Annotated in this window: 26 protein-coding genes; 7 read left to right on the forward strand and 19 right to left on the reverse strand. The window is 68.7% G+C overall.

All coding sequences use genetic code 11. From position 1 onward, the window contains the following. Positions 1–232 precede the first annotated feature (232 nt). The 4 genes from GT755_RS09805 to GT755_RS09820 all read right to left on the reverse strand — a co-directional run bounded on the left by GT755_RS09805 (position 233) and on the right by GT755_RS09820 (position 1,426). Positions 233–511, reverse strand: a complete 279-nt coding sequence (locus GT755_RS09805; protein WP_161479430.1) for a hypothetical protein — start codon at positions 509–511, stop codon at positions 233–235. A gap of 132 nt (positions 512–643) precedes the next feature. Beyond that, complete coding sequence (locus GT755_RS09810; RefSeq protein WP_161479431.1) at positions 644–820, reverse strand: hypothetical protein; 177 nt, start codon at positions 818–820, stop codon at positions 644–646. After that, complete coding sequence (locus tag GT755_RS09815) at positions 820–1,008, reverse strand: hypothetical protein (RefSeq protein WP_161479432.1); 189 nt, start codon at positions 1,006–1,008, stop codon at positions 820–822. Before GT755_RS09815 ends, GT755_RS09810 begins: the two co-directional genes overlap by 1 nt. Before the next feature lie 37 nt (positions 1,009–1,045). After that, positions 1,046–1,426 carry a RapZ C-terminal domain-containing protein gene (locus tag GT755_RS09820; protein ID WP_161479433.1) on the reverse strand — a complete coding sequence of 127 codons (381 nt, stop codon included), beginning with the start codon at positions 1,424–1,426 and terminating at the stop codon, positions 1,046–1,048. A gap of 433 nt (positions 1,427–1,859) precedes the next feature. On the opposite strand from GT755_RS09820, the gene GT755_RS09825 reads away from it, so the two are divergent. Next, positions 1,860–2,525, forward strand: coding sequence for a GntR family transcriptional regulator (locus GT755_RS09825; RefSeq protein ID WP_161479434.1), 666 nt, complete (start codon positions 1,860–1,862; stop codon positions 2,523–2,525). 62 nt (positions 2,526–2,587) lie between these two features. On the opposite strand, the gene GT755_RS09830 is transcribed toward GT755_RS09825, so the two are convergent. Then, entirely contained in the window at positions 2,588–3,424 is an 837-nt protein-coding gene (locus GT755_RS09830) for a hypothetical protein (RefSeq protein WP_161479435.1), read from the reverse strand. A gap of 579 nt (positions 3,425–4,003) precedes the next feature. Next, positions 4,004–4,936: an NADP-dependent oxidoreductase gene (locus GT755_RS09835; RefSeq protein WP_161479984.1), complete on the reverse strand. Its 933-nt coding sequence runs from the start codon at positions 4,934–4,936 to the stop codon at positions 4,004–4,006. Positions 4,937–5,013: 77 nt separating this feature from the next. Here GT755_RS09835 and GT755_RS09840 point away from each other — a divergent pair, with 77 nt between their 5' ends. Further along, a complete protein-coding gene (locus GT755_RS09840) occupies positions 5,014–5,967 on the forward strand; it encodes a GlxA family transcriptional regulator (protein ID WP_161479436.1) in 954 nt (317 codons plus the stop codon). Between the two features lie 214 nt (positions 5,968–6,181). On the opposite strand, the gene GT755_RS09845 is transcribed toward GT755_RS09840, so the two are convergent. Further along, positions 6,182–6,460 carry a hypothetical protein gene (locus GT755_RS09845; RefSeq protein ID WP_161479437.1) on the reverse strand — a complete coding sequence of 93 codons (279 nt, stop codon included), beginning with the start codon at positions 6,458–6,460 and terminating at the stop codon, positions 6,182–6,184. A 236-nt stretch (positions 6,461–6,696) separates the two neighbouring features. Then, on the reverse strand, positions 6,697–7,443 hold the full coding sequence (locus tag GT755_RS09850) for an SDR family NAD(P)-dependent oxidoreductase (RefSeq protein WP_161479438.1): 747 nt from the start codon (positions 7,441–7,443) through the stop codon (positions 6,697–6,699). Between the two features lie 71 nt (positions 7,444–7,514). On the opposite strand from GT755_RS09850, the gene GT755_RS09855 reads away from it, so the two are divergent. Then, positions 7,515–7,949 carry an Rrf2 family transcriptional regulator gene (locus tag GT755_RS09855; protein ID WP_161479439.1) on the forward strand — a complete coding sequence of 145 codons (435 nt, stop codon included), beginning with the start codon at positions 7,515–7,517 and terminating at the stop codon, positions 7,947–7,949. Between the two features lie 328 nt (positions 7,950–8,277). Here the strand turns inward: GT755_RS09855 and GT755_RS09860 are convergent, their stop codons facing one another. After that, entirely contained in the window at positions 8,278–9,207 is a 930-nt protein-coding gene (locus GT755_RS09860) for an NAD-dependent epimerase/dehydratase family protein (RefSeq protein ID WP_202609865.1), read from the reverse strand. A 53-nt stretch (positions 9,208–9,260) separates the two neighbouring features. Between GT755_RS09860 and GT755_RS41050 the strand changes: the two genes are divergently transcribed. Further along, on the forward strand, positions 9,261–10,091 hold the full coding sequence (locus GT755_RS41050) for a helix-turn-helix transcriptional regulator (protein ID WP_161479440.1): 831 nt from the start codon (positions 9,261–9,263) through the stop codon (positions 10,089–10,091). Between the two features lie 65 nt (positions 10,092–10,156). On the opposite strand, the gene GT755_RS09870 is transcribed toward GT755_RS41050, so the two are convergent. The 9 genes from GT755_RS09870 to GT755_RS09905 all read right to left on the reverse strand — a co-directional run bounded on the left by GT755_RS09870 (position 10,157) and on the right by GT755_RS09905 (position 14,932). Continuing rightward, a complete protein-coding gene (locus GT755_RS09870) occupies positions 10,157–10,549 on the reverse strand; it encodes a MerR family transcriptional regulator (RefSeq protein WP_161479441.1) in 393 nt (130 codons plus the stop codon). Continuing rightward, a complete protein-coding gene (locus GT755_RS09875; RefSeq protein WP_161479442.1) occupies positions 10,546–10,905 on the reverse strand; it encodes a hypothetical protein in 360 nt (119 codons plus the stop codon). The genes GT755_RS09870 and GT755_RS09875 overlap by 4 nt, the downstream gene beginning before the upstream one ends. Before the next feature lie 105 nt (positions 10,906–11,010). Continuing rightward, positions 11,011–12,390 (reverse strand): Ig-like domain-containing protein, encoded by a 1,380-nt coding sequence (locus GT755_RS09880; protein ID WP_161479443.1) that lies wholly within the window; start codon positions 12,388–12,390, stop codon positions 11,011–11,013. Between the two features lie 110 nt (positions 12,391–12,500). Then, positions 12,501–12,665, reverse strand: a complete 165-nt coding sequence (locus GT755_RS09885) for a hypothetical protein (RefSeq protein WP_161479444.1) — start codon at positions 12,663–12,665, stop codon at positions 12,501–12,503. A gap of 19 nt (positions 12,666–12,684) precedes the next feature. Beyond that, positions 12,685–13,062 carry a GntR family transcriptional regulator gene (locus tag GT755_RS09890; protein WP_161479445.1) on the reverse strand — a complete coding sequence of 126 codons (378 nt, stop codon included), beginning with the start codon at positions 13,060–13,062 and terminating at the stop codon, positions 12,685–12,687. Next, positions 13,059–13,862 carry a hypothetical protein gene (locus tag GT755_RS38495; RefSeq protein WP_202609866.1) on the reverse strand — a complete coding sequence of 268 codons (804 nt, stop codon included), beginning with the start codon at positions 13,860–13,862 and terminating at the stop codon, positions 13,059–13,061. Before GT755_RS38495 ends, GT755_RS09890 begins: the two co-directional genes overlap by 4 nt. Before the next feature lie 115 nt (positions 13,863–13,977). After that, positions 13,978–14,337 carry a DUF488 domain-containing protein gene (locus GT755_RS09895; protein WP_161479446.1) on the reverse strand — a complete coding sequence of 120 codons (360 nt, stop codon included), beginning with the start codon at positions 14,335–14,337 and terminating at the stop codon, positions 13,978–13,980. A gap of 38 nt (positions 14,338–14,375) precedes the next feature. Continuing rightward, positions 14,376–14,660, reverse strand: coding sequence for an antibiotic biosynthesis monooxygenase family protein (locus GT755_RS09900; protein ID WP_161479447.1), 285 nt, complete (start codon positions 14,658–14,660; stop codon positions 14,376–14,378). A gap of 32 nt (positions 14,661–14,692) precedes the next feature. Next, positions 14,693–14,932, reverse strand: coding sequence for a hypothetical protein (locus tag GT755_RS09905; RefSeq protein WP_161479448.1), 240 nt, complete (start codon positions 14,930–14,932; stop codon positions 14,693–14,695). Between the two features lie 90 nt (positions 14,933–15,022). Between GT755_RS09905 and GT755_RS41055 the strand changes: the two genes are divergently transcribed. Together GT755_RS41055 and GT755_RS09915 are read left to right on the forward strand one after the other, a co-directional pair. Then, positions 15,023–15,745 (forward strand): TetR/AcrR family transcriptional regulator, encoded by a 723-nt coding sequence (locus tag GT755_RS41055; RefSeq protein WP_202609867.1) that lies wholly within the window; start codon positions 15,023–15,025, stop codon positions 15,743–15,745. 19 nt (positions 15,746–15,764) lie between these two features. Continuing rightward, positions 15,765–16,190: a GNAT family N-acetyltransferase gene (locus GT755_RS09915; protein ID WP_161479987.1), complete on the forward strand. Its 426-nt coding sequence runs from the start codon at positions 15,765–15,767 to the stop codon at positions 16,188–16,190. On the opposite strand, the gene GT755_RS09920 is transcribed toward GT755_RS09915, so the two are convergent. Next, positions 16,168–16,728 carry a DUF1707 SHOCT-like domain-containing protein gene (locus GT755_RS09920; RefSeq protein WP_161479449.1) on the reverse strand — a complete coding sequence of 187 codons (561 nt, stop codon included), beginning with the start codon at positions 16,726–16,728 and terminating at the stop codon, positions 16,168–16,170. The genes GT755_RS09915 and GT755_RS09920 overlap by 23 nt on opposite strands. Positions 16,729–16,787: 59 nt before the next feature. Here GT755_RS09920 and GT755_RS09925 point away from each other — a divergent pair, with 59 nt between their 5' ends. Then, complete coding sequence (locus GT755_RS09925; RefSeq protein WP_161479450.1) at positions 16,788–18,785, forward strand: DUF6493 family protein; 1,998 nt, start codon at positions 16,788–16,790, stop codon at positions 18,783–18,785. Positions 18,786–18,828: the final 43 nt, after the last annotated feature.

Consider the following 18,828-nt stretch of genomic DNA (forward strand, 5'->3'; position numbering starts at 1 on the left):
GTCGGACGGGCAGACCGCCCGCAGCAGGCGCAGGAGTAAGGCCATGATGGAGACAGCTCCTTTGATGGGAGTGAGGGCAGCCCCGTTGTCTTGGCGGATTGGGGGGCTGCCCTCTTGGCGTAAATGGGGAGACCGGCAAGCTAGCCGGGAGTGCCCCGGCGGGGAGTCGAACCCCGCCTTGCGACCATCAGGGCTGGTGATCAGTCGGACGGGTAGCAGGGCCGGGCACAGGTCACGACCTCCACCAGGACTTCTTTTCCTTGGCCGACTCCCGCAAGTGGGAGAGGTTGTCGGTCACGATCGAGTGATTCGCCTCCGCCTGCCGAAGGAGGTACTGGGCTGCGTGCCGGTCAGTGCGGGCGCTGTTCGCGTGCTGGCGCTGAAGCGCTGCGCGCGTCTTCTTGACCTCGGCCTCGTAGTAGGAGAGCAGCGAAGCGCGGAGGGCGGTCGCTTCAGCCTGCTTGGCTGCGGCCTCTTCCCGCTCGCGCTTACTCGGTCCAAAGATCCCCATGCGGGGCTCCCTTCGGGTCTGTGGAAGGTGGGGGTAGAGCATGAGCAAAGAACTCATGCAGGACCGGCCGATTGGCCGGGAGCGCCCTGGCGGGGAGTCGAACCCCGCCTTGCGACCATCAGGGCTGGTGGATCAGTGGGACGGGCGGCAGCTCCAGCACGGCCAGGGACCGCCGCCGTAGGCGATGACCTGCCGTTGGAGCAGGTCCGGGCGAGACCGCCGGGTGAGGGCGATCCACGCTGGGCAGTCGCCGATGTAGTTTTCGCTGGTGGTCGGGCTGTAGAACTGGATGACCTTGCGCCGCTTCATCAGCCGCGCCGATCGGTGTGGGCGTCGTTCTCGATGACCGTCACGCCGGTGTAGACGTTTCCCGCTCCCAGGTGGACGGGGCCGGTGTTCCCGCTGATGATGACGCCGATGTCGCCGGTGATGTCCCCGGTGATGTTCACGCTGAGGTCCTGTTCGGCGCTGACGATCCGGCCATTGAGGTTGATCAAGTCTTTCCTTCCAGGGTGGGTGAGACGCTGTGAGTTCTCAGCGCTGAACTACGGGTTTGTCCAGGTCGCGGTGTTCCAGTTCGACGGTCAGTCCGGCGCGGCGCAGCCGGTCGGCAAGCTCCATGGCGAAGACCGGGGCGCGGTGTCGGCCGCCGGCGCACCCGTCAGCGACCGTGACCTGTCCGGCGCTGGGGCCGGACAGGAACGCGGTCACAGCGGCGGCGGTGGCGTTCACCAGGTCGGTGATGCCGGCGGTGTTCAGGACCGTGGTCCTGACCGGCTCGTCGTGGGCGGTCATGTGTCGCAGCTCGGGCGAGACGTGCGGGTCGCGGAAGTGCTGGCGAAGGTCGATGACCAGATGCGCGGTCGGCGGGTCCGCGTGCAGGTAGCCGAACGACTGGATGCGGACAACGGGCATGAGACGGAGGGCTCCTTGATGAAGGGATGGCGTGATGAAAGATCGAAGGTGCCCCGGCGGGGAGTCGAACCCCGCCTACGACCGTCAGGGCAGTTGGAGCCGTGGCGTCCTACTCACCGAAGGGGAGCGCGCCACCGGGCATGCGGACGAATGTCGTCCTGGATGCACGGGCCGTTGCCCGTGCGGGCCGCCTTTTTCAGGGGGAGGCGGGTGACCCACGTATTCATTTGTCAGGAATCAGGTGCGTCGGCCCGTCGACCGAGCAAATCTGTGGCGCGCGATCCCGTCAGATCGCCTTCCTCGTGCTTCGGATGATCCCTGAGAGGCGGTCACAAGGAGCAGCGTATACGCAGTTGCGTATACGCACAAGACTTGCGTATCCGCTGTTGCGTATACGCTGATGAGGTTGGCAAACGAAGGGATGGGTGATCAGATGACCGAGCCCGCTTACGTGTCCATCGCTGGCGAATACGCCCAGCGCATCCGCAAGGGGGAGCTTCCTCCCCGCGTGCAGCTACCGAGCTTGACCGAGATCGCCAGCCAGCACGGCGTATCAGAGATCGTGGTGCGGAAGGCCGTTGAGCTGCTTCAGAGTCAAGGGCTTGTCCGGTCTGTGCCTCGGCGCGGCGTCTTCGTCGCGGACCGGCCCAATCTCGTACGGGTCTCACCCGAGCGCCAGATGGAAGGCGCAGAGCGCACGGTTCAGCGGGAGGCCAACCGAGATGCCGAACTGAGCCGTGAGTCAGAGGAGGTCCCTGCCACCAAGGAGCAGGCCGAAGTGTTCGGCCTCGCGGTCGGGGAGCCGGTTAAGCACGTCATCACGCGCATCTCCGACGACGGCCGGCCGGTCTCCATCTCGGACACCTACCACCCACTGGATGTCACCGACATCTCTGAGGCGGCGTTTCTGGAAGAGGCCGTCCGTGATGAGTTGCCGTCGTCGCTCCATGGCGAGTGGCTGCGCACCACGCCCGGCGATCTCGTCAAGGTCGTTCGGCAGCGGTACATCACGGCGGACGGCAGGGTAATCATGATCTCCGACGTGTCGTACCCGAGGGATCGTTACGACGCATTCGTGTTCCGTATGGCACTCAAATAGGCGACATGCAAAAGGGGTGTCGACTCAGTCGGCACCCCTTTTTGATTGAAGCTATGAGCGTCTCAGATTCTGGCCCAGCTTTGAGCGATGTCCTTCTCTGTTCCCCACGAGACGAAGTGAGGATCGACCGCGTCCAATCTCCAGCCAGTTGATAGTGCGTTGAAGAACGTGTCGTTTCCGGTCTTTCCGCCTTGTGGTTCACCGATATAGATGAGCCGCCTACCGCCTGATTCTTCAAAAAGAGTGAGGGCTTCAGAGGACATCTTGTCTCCCCATCCGGGCGGCCAGCAAAGGAACAGCACGCACTCGCTCAAGCTGTATGGGCGGGCAGCGAACTCCACCAGATCGTTTACCGGGTGCCAGACGTCTTCCGTGCCGACGGCCTCTGGAAAGGAGACGTTCCTGGTCAGGTGAGGTGGCTCCAGATCGTAAGCTTCGACGCTTAGCCCTGACGCTGCCATTTGGGCAGCCCAATAGCCCCTTCCGGCTCCTAGCTCCACGACTTTATGGCCGGTGCACAGGTGGGATATCCATTCGATGGTCTTCGGTGAAGGTATCGCGTAGGCGTATGTCTCCTGCAAAATTATCTGTGCGTACGCGAGACGAGAGTTTACTTCTGCCCGGCCTCCGTTAACAACGCGGCGCCCCTCATGCTCGAAAACGAGTGGTTCGACGATGTCCCAATATGGATTGGGGCTAAGAGATTTCCCTCCGGTCATATAGTGAACAAATCGCAAATCGAAAGCCGCGTCAGTTTGGGCATCGCCGGTCCCTGGCAGACTGGTCGCCATATCTAGGTAATTTGCCACTTTGGGGTACTCGGCTTGCAATCGCTGCTCATCGTTCAAAAGTGCGGTGATTTCGTCCCATCGCTTTGCCGTCATCGAGAGCTTGGCCATGTAGGGAGTTTCTCGCACTCGCACCTGTCTGCGCGGGCAGTTGGATGTACTTCCCTGGGCTCAACGCCGTGCCGGACGGAGCGAGATCATGGGTGACTAAGTGGGTGACGACCGCACAGGACATGCCTTGACGTCCACGGACGTTGGCGTACGGCCGACGTCGGGTCCAATCGGACACAGTCGCACGTCACGGCAGTTGGGCGGGTCGTTTGCAAGCAGGATGTCAGGAGTTCGAATCTCCTAGGCTCCACTCTCTTCACGGCTCGGGGTCGACGCCCCTTCGGGGCGGCTTTCACGGGCCGTTCGTTCGTTCATACGGGGGGACGACCCCCCGAACCCCCCGATACGAGAGGGCTTCGCCCCCTCGCGCTCCCCCTGGCCGCTGACGCGTCCGGCGTCGCTTCGCTCCGGGTCGCTGTGCTCCCTCCGAAGGGCTCCGCCCCTCGGGCTCCCTGGTGAGGCCTCGCTTCGCTCGGGAAGCGCTCGCTTCGCTCGTCAAAGCTCCTTTTCTGGACGGCTTCACCTGGCTGATCACAGCTGTGCCGCCGCTTCTGAGGGGCGGTGGCCAGGGCGGCGAGGTCAGTCGGCGACCGTGAGGACGATCTTGCCGGTCGTCCGGCCGGTCTCGCCGATCTCGTGGGCCCTGGCGGCCTGCTCCAGCGGGAGGACCGTGTGGATCTCGGGCGTCAGCCGACCGGAGTCCACCAGAGCGGCGATCTCCCGCATCCCCGCCTGGTCGGCCTCGACGATCATGAAGGTGGAGCGGAACCCGAGAGCGCGCGCGTGGACCGACAGCCCTGCCTCGTCCGGAGATGCGAGCGAGACGACCAGGCCTCCTTCGCGCAGGATCTGGAGAGAGCGCGGGCCGTATTCTCCGCCGATGGTGTCGACCACGATGTCGACGTCACCGGCCGCCGAGGAGAAGTCGGTGCGAGTGTGGTCGATGACCTCGTCGGCGCCGAGGCCCCGCACGAAATCGTGCTTGGGGCCGCTGGCGGTGCCGATGACGTAGGCGCCGAGCGCCTTGGCGATCTGCACCGTGACGTGGCCGACCCCGCCCGCCGCGGCGTGCACCAGCACACGATGGCCGGGGCGCACGCGGGCGGTGTCGACCAGCGCCTGCCATCCGGTGAGCGCGACCAACGGCAACGCGGCGGCCTGGACGTGGGACAGCGAAGCCGGCTTGCGGACCAGGTGCCGCGCGGGGGTGACCACGTATTCCGCGTAGGTGCCGGCGGGCCGTGGCTGCAACGGCATGCCGAACACCTCGTCCCCGGGCTCGAACAGGGTCACGCCCAATCCGACCTCCTCGATCACGCCGGAGACGTCCCACCCGAGCCGGATCGGCCCTCCCGCCAGCCCACCGGTCACCCGGTGCCAGAAATCGGTCGGGTTGACCGACGTGGCGTGTACCCGGACGAGCACCTCACCGGGGCCCGGCTCCGGCCGGGCCACCTCGACGATCTTCAACACTTCCGGGCCGCCGAGGGAGTCCTGGCCGATCGCGCGCATTCTCATGTGCCCCAGGCTGCCAAGGTCGAGACGCCCCGGCGATTGGCCCGACTGCCAATATTTGCAAGGATCTGGCCATGCATCGCGTCGTCGTCCTGGCGCTCGACGGGGTCTACCCCTTCGAGCTCAGCATTCCCGTGAGGATCTTCGGCACCGCCGCCGGCCCCGATGAGGAGCCGCTGTACGAAGTGCTCACCTGCAGCGTCGACGGGGAACCGGTCAGGACCTCCGCCGATTTCAGTGTCACGGTCGAGAACGGCAGCGAGATCCTCGCGACGGCGGACACGCTCGTCATCCCCCCGTTCTCCTGCGGCCCCCTCGACGACAGAGCTCGGCTTTCCGACGAGGTCATCGGGATATTCGAGCATCTCCGGCCGGGCACCCGCATCGTGTCGATCTGCACCGCCTCCTATGTCCTGGCCGCCGCCGGCCTGCTCGACGGGCGGCCGGCGACGACCCACTGGACCGAGGCGGAGCATTTCCAGCGGATGTTCCCCAGCGTCAAGGTCAACTCCGACGTGCTGTTCGTCGACGACGGTGAGGTGCTCACCGCGGCCGGAGTCGCGTCCGGTGTCGACCTGTGCCTCTATCTGGTACGTCGCGACCACGGCAGCGAGGTGGCCAACCGGGTCGCCCGGCTCTGCGTCGTGCCGCCGTGGCGGGACGGCGGCCAGGCGCAGTTCATCGAGCGTCCGGTGCCCGAACCGTCGGCGGCCACCACCTCCGACACCCGCGTCTGGGCGCTGGAGCGACTCCACCGGCCCATCCCGCTCACCGAGATGGCAGGACGGGCGCGGATGAGTGTCCGCACCTTCACCCGGCGCTTCCGCGACGAGGTCGGGATGACTCCCGGCAGGTGGCTGATCCAGCAGCGTGTCGAACGCGCACGCCATCTGCTCGAGACCACCGACCTCCCCGTCGACCGCGTCGCCGAGCAGGCCGGTTTCGGGACCGGTGCGTCCATGCGCAAGCACCTGACCACCGTGATCGGCGTGTCCCCCACGGCCTACCGGCACACGTTCCGCGGCTAGACCCGGTCCTTCGACTTCGCATTGTTGCCGTATGTCGCAGATCGTGCAGGCTGCAGTTGGCGCCCAGAATGTGGTGGCGCGCATCAGCGCCGCGCGAGCAGCGTGATGGGTCAGCGGCCGATACGGGCGACGCAGTGTTATCCACACCAGCCCGTCGTCGGGCCCGTCGCCGAGCCGATCCGGTCGCCCGGCCAGTTCGCTGAGTATGGTCCGGTCAGGTGCCGCAGACCACCTGCCAGCACCACCAGGCGCCGGTCTCGGTGTCGACCGCGCAGCGGTAGCACACGATGGCGCCGGTCTCCTGTTCCATGGTCTGCATCTCGTTGATGGGGGCGCTCTCGTCGATGGCACGGACGTCGGAGATCACGCCGTCCTTCCATTCGAGCAGTACCTCGGCGGAGCCGACCTGGACCACGACCTCGCCCGCTCCGCCCGAGGGGCGGGGCGGATTGGTGTCCAGTGTTACCCCGATGGTGGCGACCTTCCTGGCCATGGTGCTCTCCTCTGTCGAAGGTGACTCCCCGCCAAGGTCCCTCTTCCGACGGCCCCGCGCATGAGTCGCCCCCTACTCAAGATGCGGATGGGCTCGCTCTCGCCGCGATCGTGCGTGCGGGGTGTTTGAATTTCCTAGGCTTCACCGCAGGTCAGAGACGACTTTCCATGATCAGGACTTCCTGCGGGCAGACGTGTTCCTTCGACAAGCTGATCGCTGAGCGGCCACCACGCTGGTCATATCTGGTTGAGGCCGCCGTCTACGTACAGCTCGGAACCTGTGACGAAACTGCTCTGGTCGGACGCCAGGAAGGCGACTGCCGCCGCGATCTCCTCGGGGCGGCCCATCCGTCCGAGCGGGACCTGCCCGGCCAGAAAGCCCTTCAGCTCCCGCGCGCCGTCCGCGTCGGCCGCGAGGCCGTTGATGCCGGGGGTCTCGACCGGGCCGGGGATGAGGGCGTTGACCCGGATGCCACGGCCCCTGAGCTCGTTGGCCCAGGTGCGGGCGAAGGAGCGGATGGCGGCTTTGGAGGCGGCGTACACCCCGAAGGCCTCGGCCCCGGAATCGGCCGCGGTGGAGCCGGTGAGGATCACCGAAGCGCCTTCGCGGAGATGCGGCAGAGCCTTCTGGACGGTGAAGAGCGCGCCCTTCACGTTGGTGTTGAAGGTCTGGTCGAAGTGCTTCTCGGTGACGTCTTCGAGGCGGGTGAACTCACCGCCCCCGGCGTTGACGAACAGCACGTCGATGCCGCCCTCCGTGGCGACCGTGGCGTAGAGCCGGTCGAGGTCGCCGAGATCGGACACGTCGCCGCGGACTCCGACCGCGCGGTCGCCGATCTCGTCCACGGCCTTCTTGAGCTCGGCCTCGCGGCGGCCCACGACGTAGACTCGCGCGCCGTCGGCGGCGAGCCGCCGGGCGGCGGCAAGGCCGATGCCGGTGGTGCCGCCGGTGACCACGGCCACCTTTCCGTCGAACGTACTCATGATCTTCCTCCTCAGTCGTAACCGAACTTGTTACGACTGCGATGTAACCACGACTGTTACAATGGGGTCAAATGAGTGCGAACAGCCGGCTGACGATCGCCACCCACATCCTGACCTGGATGGCCATGGACCAACTGAACGGGCAGGTCGCGACCTCCGACCGCATCGCGGAAAGTGTCCAGACCAATCCCGTCGTGATCCGCCGCTGCTTGGGCGAACTGCGCGCCGCCGGGCTGGTGGAGTCGAGGCGCGGGGCGGGCGCAGGCTGGCGGCTGACTCGGGAGCCGGGCGAGGTGACGCTGCTCGACGTCTACCGCGCGGTGGAGGACGGCCCGCTGTTCGCGATGCACGCCACCCCGCCGAACCCCTGCTGCCCGGTGGGGGCGGGCATCCGGCCGGCGCTCGACGGGGTGTACGCCGAGGTTGAAGACCGCCTCCGGGCCCAACTCGCGGCCACGACGATCGCGGATCTGCTGAATGACATAAATGACCGCCACACGGGATGATTCACACCTTCAAGTACCGCTGGCTGGGAAGGTCACCAGCCCGAGGTCGCCACCGATCTGTTCCTGCTCTTCCTGCATGAGCAGGGCTTCACTGTCACGATCCCGGCCTGATGGCCTGCACCGATCTCGTCCCCTAGCGCTTGCCGATGGGCGCCATCGCCCACGAGCAGAGCTCTGGCCTGCGCCGAAGTTCCCGACGTGTCGGCTGGCTCCCATTTGCAAGCAGAATGTCAGGAGTTCGAATCTCCCAGGCTCCGCCAATTCAAAAGCCCAGGTCAGAGGCCATTCCTCTGCCTGGGCTTCGGTGTCCGTGCCCGTTTGCAGCCGGTTACAGCACTCCCGCGTCCCGCGCCGTCCATACCGAGGGGACCAGAGGGCGGTAGCCCAGTTCGTGGCGGATGCGCGTCGTCGACATCACGCTGTGCCAAGGATCCGGGACCTCCCTGTCGTAGGCGTCCTGCGGCACCGGCAGCCCATGGAGCTGGAAGAGGTCGACCATGGTGACCGGGGCGTCGTCGGCGATGTTGTAGACGCCGTGTGCCCCGGGCGCGTACAGCAGTCGCCGCAGGCCCTGCGCCACATCCAGATGGTGGCCCATGTGCAGGCGCTGCATGGCGGGCCAGTTCGGCGCCCACTTCATCACATCGGCCAGATGCGGGTCCCCGTCGCCGTACACGAACGGCAACCGGCCGATGCGGAGGTCGTCGAGGCCCTCCAAGGCGCTGAGCGCACGCTCGGCCTCCCACTTGGACTCGGGGTAGGCGCCCCACAGATGATCGCCCGGCACCGTCTCGTCGCTCTCGACCAGCGCCCTGCCCCGGCCCGAGCCGTACACGAGACCGGTGCTGACCTGCACGAAACGTCGCACGCCTGAAGCCGCCGCGGCCCGGCCGAGCTCGATGGCCGCGTCCCGGTTGACCGCCCACGCCTCCTCATCCGGCACCCCGCGGAACGCGGCGGCGACGTTCACCACCGCGTCCACGCCGGCCGTCGCTTTGCCGAGCGCCTCCGCGTCCCGGAGATCGCCGACCAGCACCTGGGCGCCGAGTTGCGCGAACCGCTCGCCGCGCGCCGCGTCCCGCACCAGGACTCGTACCTCGTCGCCGGGCGCCGCGTTCTGCAACAGCCGCGGCACGAACCGCCGCCCGACCTGGCCCGTCGCTCCTGTCACCAAGATCAGCATGGCCGCCTCCTCGTCGTCGTAGCCACCTTCGAAGCGTGCGGGAAGGACGGGGAGCGGCGGGAGAGACGTGGTCATCCAGGGACCGGCGCACCCTGGATACACGCCCGTGAGCAGGGCATCCTCGAACAGTGGACCGTACCGAACTCGCCGACTTCCTGCGCCGCGCCCGCACTCGCCTGGCGCCCTCCGACGTGGGCCTGAACGCGGGTCCGCGGCGCCGCACCCCGGGCCTGCGCCGCGAGGAGGTGGCGCAGCTCACCGGGATGTCCACGGACTACTACACGCGGCTGGAACAGCGCCGCGGTTCCCACCCGTCGCGGCAGATGCTCACCGCTCTCGCCCGCGCCCTGCGGCTCACGGACGTGGAGCGCGACCACCTGTTCCACCTGGCGGGCCAGGAACCGCCCCGCCCCGGCGGCTCCTCGGACCACGTCCGCCCCGGGCTGCTGCTGATCCTCGATCGCCTGCACGACATCCCGGCGTCGGTACTGACCGACTGGGGCCAGATGCTCGCGCAGAACACCATGTCGGTGGCCGTGACCGGCGACCATGTGGGGACGAACATGATCCGCCGCTGGTTCACGGTGCCGGGCGCACGGGACCTGACCCCACCCGAGAATCACGAGGAGCATGCCCGCGCGCACGTGGCGAGCCTGCGTGCGGTCACTGCGGCACGTCCCCACGACCCAGGCCCCGCCGCCCTCGTGGCCGAACTCCGCGCCGCCTCACCTGAGTTCGAGGAACTGTGGGAGTCGCATGACGTCGTGGTGCGCCGCCCGTCGCCGAAGCGTTTCCTGCACCCCGTGGTCGGTGTCCTCGACCTCGACTGCGAGGTGCTGGTCAGCGACGGCCACAGCCAGCAACTCATCGTGCACTCGGCACGGCCGGGCACCGAGACCTATCAGCGGCTCGAACTGCTGCGGGTCGTCGGCCTCCAGGACCTGGCCTCCCGCTCTTAAGAGGGCATGGATCGAGAAGTCCTCGTACCTCGGCCCGATCGACATGCGGCATCGGATGCCGAGGGTCAGGTCACCATCGGGCAGTCCGGGCAGGTGCAGTCGGTCAGGCTGTCGCAGCCTGCGGTGACCACCTGGTTCAGCGTGGTGCGGATGGTCATGAGGTCGGCGATCCGGGCGTCCACTTCCGCGATCTTGGCTTTCGCGCGGGCGCGCAGATCCGGGGTCGGGTGGCCGCGTCGGCCGGTGTCGATCAGTTCGGCGACCTCTTCGAGCGTGAATCCAAGCCGTTGGGCGGCCTTGATCACGATCAGCAGGTCGACGGTCTCGGGTGGGTAGGCGCGGTGTCCGCCGGGACTGCGTGGGGGTTCGGCGATCAAGCCGCGTCGCTCGTAGTAACGCAAGGTCTGTGGATTGACTCCGGCCTGTTCGGCCACCTGCCCGCTACGCAGATGGGTCATCGGTCCTTCCTCGCACCCCGGGTCGTCGCCGCGCGCGTCTGGAGTGCGTCGAGAACCTCGGCCTGCTCGGGAGGCACGGCCACCTCAAGGACCAGGCGTCCGCCGGTGACGGTCAAGGTGAAGGTGAAGAAGGAGCAGCAGCCGTTCTCTCTGGCGGCCAGGTCGGCGGTTCGGGCGGCGTTCTCGGGGCTGAAGACGAGGTCCAGCCGTAGCCGGGTCCGATCCGGACGAGTCACCGACTGAACGGCCTCGGCGAACAACCCGTCGAACTCGGCCAGTCGCAGGGGCCTCTCGGCGGTGGGCAGAGTGCACGCCGAAGGCACCCACTCCTCGTCAATGGCGACGTCTTCTGTCATGGCTCGACGGTAAGCCTGTACCTGGGTACCGGGTGCAACCCCTGCTTCGACCGAAGGTCGTACACCAAAAGAGCGGCCCAGGTGATCCCGGGCCGCTCTCGGTGACTACTGCATCGGCGTACAGGGCGGCGTCTGGAAGACGATCCCGTCCAGGAAGTTGCCCAACGCCGGCCCGCCTGCCGACGAGACCGCCCGGAACGAGAAGCGGGTCGTCGTCTGTCCCGCCGGGACGGTGTAGGTCCCCGTGTACTGACGCCAAGCGGTGTTGTCGGTCGAGATGTTCGGCGAGGTCGCGCCGTCGGGCGTCTGCGCCACGGTCGCGCCGGGTGCGCCGATGAGGACCTGCATCACGTCGGTGCCCGCGCGGCCTCGGTGCCAGAACGACCAGCTCATGACGGTCCCGGGGACGGTCGGCAGGTCCTGGTAGAGGGTGGAGGCCTGGGTGGCGTTCAGTTCGGCGAACTGCTGGCCGTCGGCTGCGGGGACGCCCTGGTAGCCGCTGCGCCAGATCTCCAGACTGCGGTCGGTGGCGGTGGTGTGCCAGCCGGCGGCGGGGTTGGTGGACGCGTCGGGGATGTCCCAGCGGGCCGTGGCGACGTACGGGGCTTCGAAGCTGCTGTTGGCCAGGCCGATCGGGTTGGTGACGCAGGTGACGACCACGGTGACGGTCGCGGTGCTGGTGCCGCACGCGGTGCTGATCGTGTACGTGAAGGTGTCGGTGCCGCTGCGGCCGGCCGGCGGGGTGTAGACGACGGTGCTGCCGGTGATCGTCGCGGTGCCGTGGGCGGGGGTGCTCACACCGGTGATCGTGGCTCCGGCGCCGGTGTCGTTGGCCAGGACCGGGATGGTGACCGCCTGGTCCTGCGGGGTGGTGGCGGTGTCGTCGGTGGCCGTGGTCGGCGAGATGGAGCCGCCGTTGACGATCTGGATCGGCGGTGCCGGGGTGTTGCCGCCGAGCTGGCCGGGGAAGGCGATGACGCTGCTGATGCCGCTCGGGCGGATGGTCATGCTGCGCCCGACGGTGCCCGGCTTGACGCGGAAGGTGATGACCTTGGGTGCGGGGTCGGTCTTGACGCCCCACGACGGGATCGTCAACGTGTTGCCGCTGATGGCGCCGGGGCCCGACTGGCTCACGACGTCGGCGTTGGCCAGCAGTGTGGAGATGTCCCAGCTGGTGGTGTAGCTCTGCACGAGAAGGGGCCACTTGGCGGTGCTGTGGGCCAGGCGGAGGGTGAAGGTCGAGCCGGGTGCGATCAGGCCGCCCCACAGCGCCGGTGTGGTGGTCACCGCCACGTCGCCGTTGCCGAGCCGCATGCCGATGACGTTCTTCCAGTAGTAGTTCACCGGGTAGTTCGCCTGGCCCTGCCGTACACAGGACGCCGCCTTGGTCCGCGTGGCAGGGGCCGCCTCTGCGGTCCCTGCGACCGTGACCTGGGCCGCTACGGCGGTCACCAGGGCGAGCAGGGTAGCGACGATGGCGGACATGCGCCGTTGTGGCGTCAAGACGAGCTCCGTTCTCCTAGATCGACTCGATGGGAACGTTACAGCTCGCGATCTTGAAGTCACGTTAGGTGAGGCGCGTGTTGATCATGTCATCAGGTCTGGTCGGCACGCCGAACGCCAGCGGCCGCCACCACCGCGGCTCCGACGAGCAGCACCGCCATGCCCGGCCAGGGCACGCCGGACAGGCCGAGGTCCTGGACGCCGAGGAACGAGCGGTAACTCCAGAGCGCGGTCACCATCAGCACGCAGCCGTACACGTCGGTTCCTCCGCTTTGATCAGGGCGACGTCGGTGCGGTCGTGCCCGGCCGCAGAGCCGCCTGGACGATTCGGAGCGCCTCACCCGGGTCGATGCCGAGACTGGTGACCACCGCCGCGTAGTCGGCGGCGGCCTGGCGGGCGCGTTCCCGGCCCTCTTCGCCGGAGGACGACACGAACGAGCCGGCCCGGCCCCGGGTCTCGATCAGGCCCGCCTCCTCCAGCTCCCGGTAGGCCCGGCCGACCGTGTTGACGGCCAGGCCCAGGTCGGCGGCGAGGTGGCGGATGGTCGGCAGGCGGGCGCCCACGGGCAGGGTGCGATCGTGGATCTGCCGGGCGAGCTGGGCGCGCAGTTGTTCGAAGGGGGGAACCGGCGAGGTGGAGTCGATGACGATCATCGAGCGGTCACGGCCTGTCGCGCCACCGTCGTGCTCGACGGAGCCTTGGTCTGGAGCGTGGCGAAGGCGGCCAGGCTGACGAGCACGTAGGCCAGCGCGGCGGCGCTCCACCAGCCGGGAGCGGTGCCGAACAGCAGCACCATGGGCAGACTCCACTGCACGCTCGGCGTGGTGAGCTCGCGGGCGTCCTCCACGCGCATGATGACGTCGGTGGTGAGTGAGTCTTCGTCCTCGGCCACGACCGGGTGGCGGAGCAGGTGGCGCAGTTGCAGGGCGGTGATGGCGTACACGCCCACCAGGCCGATCAGCATGACGACGGTCAGTTCCCGCACGGTCCGGTCGGGAACGGCCAGGGCGCTTCCGGCCAGCAGCATCGAAGCGGCGAAGACGGCGGCGACGAAGACGGCGTAGGGGCGGCCGAGCACGGTCCGCCAGCCGGGCTGGATCAGGTGGGCGGCCCTGCGGGACAACGTCGCGCCCGCCCGCCGGTCGACGCGGCGCACCCACCCGTGGAGCTGCGACTGCGCCACCAGCAGCCCGGCCACCACCACGGCAAGGGCCGGCAGCGCCATCGGGCGGAAGTCGTCGGGGCCGAAGCGGTTGACGGTCGCGGCGAGGGCGCTCGCGAGGATGAGCAGGGCCAGGATGACCGAACCTGCGAGGCGCGCGCGATGCCGGGCGGCCAGCCGGTCGGCGAGCAGCGGGGTCGGCCGGACGCCGCCCAGGTCCCGTCTCGCCAGCCACTCTCCCGCCTGTCGCAGCTCGGCCGCACGAGCGTCCGGTGAGGGTTCACGGGTCATGACGGCTCCTTTGTCGCAAGCTTTGTACCAACATGGTGCGTCAAAGCTTGCGACAAAGTCAACGTCCCGGCCGAGCACACGGTCGGCGATGGCGAGCACTCGACGACGGGGTGCGTCAGCCCGACGATCTGAGCAGGTCGGCGAGCACGGCCGCCTCGCTGATGTCGGCCCGCTTCGTGGCGGTGAGCAGGGTCAGCACCCCGTCGTGGGCGAGCTCCCGCAGGTGGGTCACCGCCGCCGCCCGTTCGGGCGTGGTCAGCTCGTTCCGGTAGCGGCGTCCGAACTCCGCGAACCGGTCGGGATCGTGGTGATACCAGGTGCGCAGCTCCGCCGAGGGGGCGATCTCCTTGCACCATTCGTCGAGGTCGGCAGTGGCCTTGGCCAGCCCGCGAGGCCAGAGCCGGTCGACCAGCACCCGGGTGCCGTCGTCGTCGGCCGGATCTTCGTAGACCCGGCGTACCCGCACTTCGCTCATGTATCCGACGTTACGCCGGTGCCCTCCTCCGGCCGCGCCTAGTGCAGCGTGCCCTCTTCCGAGGAGACGAGTTCGCCGATCACGTCGAAGAAGGCCTGGATGCCGGGCAGGTTGCCGCCCTTGGCCCGGGAGGCGGCGAAGTCGGCTGAAGACCGCCACTCGACGATGTCGAGCCATTCGCCGCCGGGCAACTCGATGAGCCTGGCGCCCAGGAAGCCCTCGCGGTCGGCCTCGAAGTCGGCGACCATCCCGGCTCGGGTGGCCAGGAGGTCGGCTCTGTGCTGGGGAGAGACCCGGAATCTGGTGATTTCCACTGTCGTCATGCGTCTGACCATATAGTCACTAATCATGACAGTCAAAATCGGTGACTAATTGCTCTCTTGTGTCGGACGTCCAGGACCGCGATCAGCACGAACGCGGCGACCGCCGCCGCGACGGCGGCGACGTAGCACCACGGCTCGGGCAGGTAGTTGGCCGCCACGAGCCAGCTCGGGTCCTTGTCGGTGAACACCCGGAAGATGATCGCGATCGGGCCCTCCCAAACCCCCGCGGCGAGCGTGAGGAGCATCGCCAGCCGATACCAGGCCTCGTTCACATTTACCTCCCTTGCGGTACGGACGTATCAATGACAGCAGCCGGAAATCCCGTGTGGCAACGAATACGTCACGCAATTTAGGCTGATCGTGTGCGTGACGAAATAACGTGCCGGGTCTGTCGCGGCGCCATCCGGCCGCCGGCTCGGGGGCGTCGGCCGGTCTACTGCTCCCGCGCCTGCCAGGCTCGCGCCTACCGGTCGCGGCGCGACCCGCCGGTCCCGGTGCCGGTCGAGGCCGAGCCGGCCGGGCGGCGGCGGCAGATCGTCGAGGCGGTCTGGCGCATCGCCGCCGAGCGTGGACTCCAGATGGCCACCGTGCGCGAGATCGCCGCCGAGGCGGAGGTGTCGCCCCGGGTGGTGCAGTATCACTTCGCCGACAAACACGACCTGCTGGTGACCGCGCTGCGGATGCTGCACCGCGAGAACGAGATCCGGGCGCGGGAGCGGATCATCGCACTGCGCGACGCCGCCGACCCGCGTGTGCTGCTGCGGGCCACCCTCGAAGAGCTGCTGCCGCTCGACGACCAGCGCCAGGCGAGCCTGCGCGTGATGGCCGCCTACTATGCGCGCAGCCTCACCGATCCCGCCCTTGCCGAGGTCTTCCTGCACGACGCCAACCCGCTCGAAGATCTGGTCGCCGCCCTGATCACGGCCGCCGGGCCGGGGCCTTCCATCGACGTGGCCCGTGAGGCCGACCTGCTGGTCGGCGGCGTGTCCGGGCTGGGTCTCGACCTGCTCCACGGGCGTCGCACCCGGGCCGACGTGCGGCGCACCCTCGACTACCACCTCGGCCGCATCCTGACCGGCCGATAGCCTCACGTCCGTGTGGGTGATGCGGGCGGCCTCGCCGGACGACGTCGACGCGGTGGCCGAGCTGCGGGCGGTCGTGCTGCGGCCGGATCTCGAACGGCTCGGACGTTACGACGAACGGCGGGTACGGCAGCGCCTACGCGACGGTTTCGCCCCCGCGCACACCTGGGCCATCGAGGTGGGCGGCGCCTTCGCGGGCTGCGTGGCCCTGCGGCCCGACGGCGACGTGGTCTGGCTCGAACACTTCTATCTCGACCCCGGCCTCCAGGGGCGGGGCATCGGGTCGGCCGTGCTCGGCCGGCTGCTGGCGGGTTGTGACCACGACGGTGTGGTGGTCAGGCTGAACGTGCTCCGGGGCAGCCCGGCTCGTCGCCTGTACGAACGTCACGGATTCACCTTCGACGCCGAAGACGACGTCGATGTCTTCATGACCCGCCGCCCCGGGTGAACCAGCGCCGCCGGCGAGCGCCCCGATACCGCACCCGCACCTTCCCGTAGCCCACCTCGCCGATCACCCGCACATGGGGCAACCCCGGCCGGGGCGCGCCCGGGACGTCGGAGACCACGCTGCCCCACTCGCAGTGCACGCCGTCGGTGTCGGCCGTCGCGCCCGACGGCAGGAGGATCTCGGCGGAGCCGTACTTCAGGTTGAGGTCGAAGGTGACCTCCGCGTGGTCGATCACTGCTTCGCTCAGGTCGAGGTGCGGGTTGCCGTAGACGGACTCGATGCGCAGCACCCTCGGCACCCGCCACTGGCCGGTACGCAGGATCTTGCCCGCCTTGGTGCTGACGGTGACCACCTCGCCGGGCCGTTCAGGCAGGTCGGCCAGGAGCGCGGCCAGGTCGCCCTGCGAGACGGCCGTCAGGGCGCGTTCGACCCGCTGTTCCATCTCGTCGGCGGCCAGCCGTCCGTCGGCGTAGGCCTGCTGGAGGCGGCCGACGGTCGTCTCCCGGTCCTGGTCGGAGGCACGGGCTTCTAGGTCCATGGGGTCAATTTACGGTCGCCTGGGGTGGTTTGTCGGTGGTGATCTATAACGTGCGGCGCATGACATGGCATCGGGTGCGGGAATGGATCGAACTCGGCGGGCCCGGCCCGTTCCTGGCGGACCTCACTGAGGCCGACCGCAAGGCCGTCGCCGCCGAGTTGCCCGGCTACCTGGCGGGGCGGCTGCGGGTGGAGGGCCGCTGGGCGATCGCGGAGAACGCCCAGCCGTTCCGCCTCGCCGGCGCGGCCTGCCTCTCCGGCGCCGCCCAGGTCGCCGCCTGGCTCGACCGCCGGGAGTTACGCGAACCCGGGCAGCCGGAAGCCGACGCCGCGCGCATTCTCGCCGTCCTTCGCGACCGCAAGGAGGAATGGCGTCGTGACCTAGCATACCGGCTGGTCGTCGGCCTGCGGGCGGGCCGGGTCAGGAGCTGGCAGACCCAGACCGGCCGCCCTGGCTTCGACCTGGCCGCCACACTGGCGATCGAGACCGGCATCGAACCGCCCGAGAACGACGCCTTCGTCGTCGGCTGGCTCTGGCACCTCCCCCGGAGGCTCCACGCAGGCGACGACCTCCTCCTCGACGTCATGGTCGCCCGGCTCTTCCAGGCCGAGGGCGTCGCCGCACCGCTGGCCCAGGTCGTCGACGTGCTGGCCGACCTGGCGTCCGGGGGCCGCATCGAGCGGCGGGTCCTGATCGACGGCTGCACGGCCCGCTTCCTCACCCACGGGCAGGACCGCGACATCGAACCGTTCGTCCGCCTGTGGAACCGGCTTCAGCCGACCCCCGCCGAGGTGTCCGTGCTCGACCTGGCGCGGGCCCTGCCGGTCGCCGCCGCCCCGCTGGCCCGGCTGGCCGCCGACGAACTGCGTCGCTACGACGAAGCCGTGGGCCTGACCTCCGACCTGTTCGCCGAGACGGTCGGTGCGCTCGCGTTCCGGCCGGAGCGCAAACACGTCACGACCGCCCTGCGGTTGATCGCCGAGGCGACCCCGGAACGGGCCGACGGAGCGCTCGCCGCGCTCGCACTGGTCTTCGGCCACGACGACCATGCGCTGCGCGCCCGTGCGGTACGGCTCGCGCGCAAACTGGCCCCCCACGCCACCCCGGCCACGTCGGAGGCGATCCGCGAGGCCGCGAGCGCCCTGCCGTGGGACCTGCGCACCCAGATCGCCGCCGTCTTCGGCGAGGTCGCCGCCCCACCGGCGGCGGAATCACCGGTGCCCGGCACGCTGGAGATCACGATCTCGCTGCCCGAGATGCCGCCGCCGATCGTCTCGACAGCCCAGTTGATCACTGCACTCGGCGCGGCGCATCCGTTCAGGCCGGTGGACGTGGAACCGATCGTGGCCGCGCTCGTCACCCTGACCCATCGGGACCGCGCCGCGACCGCCGAGGCGTTGCGGCCCTGGTGGGAGACGAAAGGCGGTGGTTACAGCCATGCCGACGGCTTCACCAGCTACCACCCCTACCTGCTGTTGCGCCACTGCGTCGGTGCGGTCGTCTCTCCCGGGCAGAGCGTCGAGATGTCCCGCCTGGTCGCCGAACACCGTCGTGTCCACGACCGATACCGCCCTCTGCCTGACCGTGTGTTCCCCGACCGGATGCGCGAGCTCATCGTCCTGCTGGAGTCGGGCCGGACGCTTCCGGTGCTGCTGGCCACCCCCACGACGTCCACCGGTCACATCGATCCCGCGACCCTGGTCGCCCGCCTTGAAACGCTGGGAGACGCCGAACCGCTCCGACTCGACTTCGGTCAGGCACTCCTGCGGCTGCCCCGCTCGGCCGATCCGGAGGTGGTCGCCCGCGCCGGGACACTGACCTCGTCGGCGGGCCGGCGATTGGCCGCGTGGCTGCGAGACGGCGGCCTGCCCGATCCGATCATGGAGTGCGGCATCCACGCCATCAGGCGCTACGTCGCCTACGGCGACTACCGGCCCGTTCCTGCCGTTCACACCCACATGCGGCCCGGCGCTTCTGACCTGCCGGAACCGATCGCCGCCCTGTGGACCCTCGAACCGGGGGACAGCGGGGCCGCGTACCCCGAATACCTGACGTGATGGCCGTCGATCGCGCCGTCGCACAGGGAGTCGGTCGCGGCCC

It is taken from the genome of Herbidospora solisilvae, from assembly GCF_009901565.1.
Lineage (GTDB): Bacteria > Actinomycetota > Actinomycetes > Streptosporangiales > Streptosporangiaceae > Herbidospora > Herbidospora solisilvae.